Here is a 4,810-nt window from a genome sequence, read left to right as displayed (position 1 = left end):
GGCGCGGGCGCGGGCCACGTCCGACTGGCGCGCGAGCAACTGGGCTTCCGTCTGCCCCACCTGCGCCCGCGCTGGTCGGCGCGCGCCACCAGCGACGTGGGCTCCATGCGGAACAGCGGCGTGCCCACCGCCACGCGCTGCCCGCGCACCACGGCGACGGACGCCACCATGCCGGCCACCGGGGAGGACATGTAGACGTTGTCGCTGACGACGTAGCCGGTGAAGCGCGGCGGCGGCTCCGGGACCGGCCGCCGCAGCCAGAGGATGCCGCTGGCGATGACGGCGACCAGGATGACCCCGGCGATGATGCCTCGCTTCGAGTGCTTCGACTTCCTGCCCGGTCCCGACACCCCAGCCTCCTGGCGCGGCCCCTGCCGCGAATGAAGCGCCCCCGGAGCGCGGCGGCTCCACGCTACGCCTGCCCGTCCCGGGGAGTCCGCGTCCGGCGCACGGGGCCGTCCGGGCCCTGTGTCCTGGCGTCACCTTGAGCACCGGACGTGCCAGCACTGAACGCCAGGGGAGCCCCGGGGGCAGGGCCCTCCCCTGTTCGGATTTCCGGCGCCGGCGCCGGGCCTCCGAACAACGAGGGGCGAAGCGGGAGCGACCCCAGGGCGCGCGGGCTGGGGCATCCGCCTTGCTTGGGCATAGGGTAGCGCCCACGGTCCAGGAGGACGCGCCTTGCATTCCCTACCCCAGCCCACGGCCGCCGGCGTCGAGCAGGTCCAGCGCGAGGCCTTCTCGCGGATGTTCCGGCAGGTGACGAAGGTGCTGTTGTTCCTGAGCCCCCTCCCGGTGGTGATGGGCTCGCTGGGGCTCATCGGCGACACGGCGGAGTGGCGCCGGTGGTGCGTGGCGCTGGCGTTGGGGCTCGTGCTGGTGGGGCTGGGGGTCGCGGCGTCGTGGCGGCGGCAGCCGGTGTTGTCACACGAGCAGGGCACGGCCCCGCCGCTGGTGGCGTTCCCCCTGTTCACGGTGCTGAACCTGTCGCTGGGAGGACTGGAGAGCCCGCTCATCCCCCTGGTGCTGCCAGTGGCCTTCGCCACGGCGATCCTCTTTCCACCCGCCAGGGCTCGCAGGTGGGCGGGCTACCTGCTCGCGCTGGTGGGCGTGCAGGCGGCGGTGACGTTCACGGGCGTGGTGGGGGACCTGGTGCCCGCGCTCTTTGGAGGCGGACAGCGCGCGGGGCACAGCGACGCCCTGCTCGTGACGATGCTCGTGGTGACGACGTTCCTGGTGGTCTGGGCGAACTTCATCGGCACGACGATGCGGCACACGTTCCGGGGCATGGTGCGCACGGCGCTGGACGCGCGGGATGAAGCCCTGAAGGCCCACGAGGAACGGGTGCGCTCGCTCACCACGTTGTCGGGAGAGATTGCCCACGAGCTGAAGAACCCGCTGGCGAGCGTGAAGGGCCTGGCGGCGATGATTGCCCGCGAGGTGGAGGGCCGGCCCGCGGAGCGGCTGGCGGTGCTGCGCCGGGAGGTGGACCGGATGCAGGAGATCCTCGAAGGGTTCCTCAACTTCTCCCGGCCGCTGCTCCCGCTCAACGAAGCGCACGTGCCCCTGGACGGCCTGTGCCGGCAGGTGGCGGAGCTGCACGAGGGCATGGCGGGAGAGCGGGGCGTGGCGCTGAGGGTCACGGAAGGGCCGCCCGTCGAAGCGTGGTGCGACGCGCGCAAGGTGCGGCAGGTGTTGATCGACGTGGTGCAGAACGCGCTGGACGCCGCGCCCAGGGGCACCACGGTGGAGCTCCAGGCCTGGACGCTGCCGGGAGGCGAGGGCCGCGTGGAGGTGCGTGACCGGGGCCCCGGGCTCGCGGAGGAGGTGCGGGAGCGCGTCTTCGAGCCGGGCATCACCACGAAGCCCCATGGCTCCGGGCTGGGGCTCGCGCTGTCGCGGGCGCTGATGCGCCAGCACGGCGGGGAGCTGAGCCTGCGCGCACGCGACGGCGGAGGCTGCGTGGCGGAGCTGCTCCTCCCGGCCGCGTCCCCCATGGCCGAGGCGCCGCGAAAGGAGGCCCTGTCGTGAAGGCACGCGTGCTGGTGGCGGATGACGACGCGGGCGTGCGCTACACGCTGCGCGGCCTGCTGGAGGACGACGGGCTCACCGTGGAAGAGGCCGTGGACGGTGAGGCCGCGCTCGCGCGCCTGGAGGTGGAGCCGCCCGTGGACCTGGTGCTCAGCGACCTGCGCATGCCGCGCGTGGATGGCATGGAGCTCCTGCGCCGCGTCGCCGCGCGCCCGCATGCGCCCCGCGTCATCCTCATCACCGCGCACGGCTCGGAGCGCACGCCGTGGAGGCCATGAAGCTGGGCGCGCTGGACTACTTCCGCAAACCCTTCGACGTGGACGACGTGCTGGCGGTGGTGCGCCGCGCGCTCGGCATGGTCCGGCTGGAGGCGGAGAACGAGCGGCTGTCCGGCGAGGTGAACCTGCTGCGCTCGCTGGTCTTCGTCTCGCCTTCGATGGCCCGCCTGGCCCTGCTCATCCAGCGCGTGGGCCCTCGCGACGTCACCGTGCTCATCACCGGCGAGAGCGGCACCGGCAAGGAGCGCGTCGCGGAAGCACTGGTGCGCGCCTCCCCGCGCGCGGACAAACCCTACGTGCGCTTCAACTGCGCCGCCCTCACGCCGGAGCTCGCGGAGGCGGAGCTCTTCGGCCACGCGCGGGGCGCGTTCACCGGCGCCGTGCGCGCCCGTCCGGGCCTCTTCCGCGAGGCCTCCGGAGGCACCCTGCTCCTGGACGAAGTGGGAGAGCTCGCCCTGCCCCTCCAGGCAAAGCTCCTGCGCGTCTTGCAAGAGGGCGAGGTGCGGCCCGTGGGTGAGGACCGCTCCTTCCCGGTGGACGTCCGCGTGCTGGCCGCCACCCACCGCGACCTGCCCCAGCGCGTGGCGGAGGGGCGCTTTCGCGAGGACCTGTACTACCGCCTCAAGGTCGTGACGCTCCAGGTGCCCCCGCTGCGAAGCCGCCCGGAGGACCTCGCCGCGCTCGCGAAACACTTCCTCGCCCGTCACACGGAGCGCTTCCGCATGCCGCCGGTGCCACTGACGCCCGCGCTCCTGGAGCGCCTCACGGCCCACCCCTGGCCCGGCAACGTGCGCGAGCTGGAGAACGCCCTGGAGAGCGCCGTGGTGCTGTCCCCCGACGGCACGCTGGACCTGGAGCTGCTGCCCGGCGGCGGCGCCAGCACGCCCCAGGCCCCGTCCACCGGCGCCACGCTGCGCGAGAAGCTGGATGCGCACGAGCGGGAGCTCATCCTCGCGGCGCTCGCGGCCTCCAGGGGTCAGCGCACGGAGGCCGCGAAGGCGCTGGGCATCGGCCGGGCCACGCTGCACGACAAGCTCCGCAAGCACGGCCTCTTGAATGAAGACGAGGAGCCGGAGCGCTGAAGGGTCACGGCTCCGGCGTTATGGACTCCGGCTTCACCTTCACCTCACACCTGTAGGGGCCTGAGCCCGGCCCCTGCTTCAGGTCATGACAGGCAAGGACTGGCAGGGCGGGGCTGCTCGCGGGAAAGGGAAAGCGGTCCTCGGACAGAATGCAGAGGGCCGAATCAGGCCGGTCCCAGTGACAGGCCCCGGGCTGCAACCGCTCCATCGGCAACCACTTCGCCTTCCGGCTGCGCCGCTCGTCGCAAACGTCCTGCGCGGTTCCCGGGCCGACACAGCGGAAGCCAGAACCCTGCTGGAATTCCAATCGCTCGCACCACCGGAGCTGGATCCGACGCTCGCAACCCATTCGCTCGAAGGGCCACACAGGGGTCTCGGACAGCTCGAAGGCACGGCCCTCCCGTGACAGCCCGAGCAGCACCTGGTGCTCCGAGTCCGACACCGCGCTCGCGTCCGTGAAGAACGGTTGGCCCGCCTTCCATCGCGCCTCCACATCCTTGGTCCAACTTGGGGAGCGCCTGGCGGGAGGTGCCCCTGGCGGCACCAGCAGGCGCCCCCCGATTTCATCGACATCACACACCTCGCAGCTCACGCTCTCGCGCTGGAGCGACACAGGCACCGGCGGCAGGACTCCCGTGCGAAGCCAGGTCAGCTCACTGTCATCCGGGACGACCGGCCGGCTTCTCGAGCACTGCGTGGTCCTCGCGGGATTGCCGTAGGCGTAGATCAGCCACACGCCCGGCGACACCGGCAGGGAGCAGTCGCCCTCACCGGAGAACGGCTCCCGGAAGACGGTCCCTGTCTTGACGGTGCCCTTGAAGGACTCCAGGACCTCCACGGTGTAGAGAGCCCCGGACGCGCCGCCCACCTGACGGATCCGGCCCAGGTAGATGAAATCGGCCTCGGACCGGGCTTCTCGCAGTTCGCCGCCAACGCTCCGCGAGGAGAAGCCGCACGAACAGGCCCACCCCGCCGCCGGCACCGCCAGCCATCCCACCAGCACCGCGATCCACCACGCGCCCCTGGACATGGCGGGAGCGTAACGCAACCTCGATGAACCCTGGCAACGGCGACGGCGTGGTGGGACTTCCACGTAGCTTCCCGGACGCTTGGCGTTGATGGGTCAGCCCCCGCATTGACCTGTCCGCACGGAATGACAGAGAACGCGAGAGGTGGGTGACGCCGGAAGGAGCGGGGGCATGCAGCGCGACAGGTCCGACCACGAGTCCCTGGCCCGCTGGGCCGCTGACTGCGCCGAGCACGTGCTCCCCCACTTCGAACAGAAGTTCCCGGAGGACCTCCGTCCCCGCCGGGCCCTCGAAGCCATACGGGCCTGGGCCCAGGGAGCGCTGACGATGAGCGAGGCACGCGTCGCCGCCTTCGCCGCGCACGCCGCCGCCCGCGACGCCACCGCGCACGCCG

The 4,810-nt window shown here is 72.2% G+C and carries 4 protein-coding genes and 1 pseudogene; 3 read left to right on the top strand and 2 right to left on the bottom strand.

The features are described from left to right. Window positions 1-350 (bottom strand): biotin/lipoyl-binding protein (locus ACLEQD_RS37015; RefSeq protein ID WP_410390599.1); only part of this gene is annotated, 350 nt, incomplete at its 3' end. A 328-nt stretch (window positions 351-678) separates the two neighbouring features. Between ACLEQD_RS37015 and ACLEQD_RS37010 the strand changes: the two genes are divergently transcribed. Both ACLEQD_RS37010 and ACLEQD_RS37005 read left to right on the top strand, forming a co-directional pair. Further along, complete coding sequence (locus ACLEQD_RS37010) at window positions 679-2,028, top strand: sensor histidine kinase (RefSeq protein ID WP_410390598.1); 1,350 nt, start codon at window positions 679-681, stop codon at window positions 2,026-2,028. Continuing rightward, window positions 2,025-3,388 (top strand): annotated as a pseudogene (locus ACLEQD_RS37005) (sigma-54-dependent transcriptional regulator). Before ACLEQD_RS37010 ends, ACLEQD_RS37005 begins: the two are co-directional and overlap by 4 nt. A 4-nt stretch (window positions 3,389-3,392) precedes the next feature. Here the strand turns inward: ACLEQD_RS37005 and ACLEQD_RS37000 are convergent. Further along, window positions 3,393-4,418, bottom strand: coding sequence for a hypothetical protein (locus tag ACLEQD_RS37000; RefSeq protein ID WP_410390597.1), 1,026 nt, complete (start codon window positions 4,416-4,418; stop codon window positions 3,393-3,395). 169 nt (window positions 4,419-4,587) lie between these two features. Between ACLEQD_RS37000 and ACLEQD_RS36995 the strand changes: the two genes are divergently transcribed. Further along, window positions 4,588-4,810: putative immunity protein (locus ACLEQD_RS36995; protein ID WP_410390596.1), on the top strand; the 223-nt coding region annotated here is incomplete at its 3' end.

This window comes from Corallococcus sp. 4LFB (genome assembly GCF_046520365.1).
Classification (GTDB): Bacteria; Myxococcota; Myxococcia; order Myxococcales; family Myxococcaceae; genus Corallococcus; species Corallococcus caeni.
The sequence above is the reverse complement of the archived record's forward strand: the minus strand, read 5'-3'. Positions and strand labels throughout refer to the sequence as shown.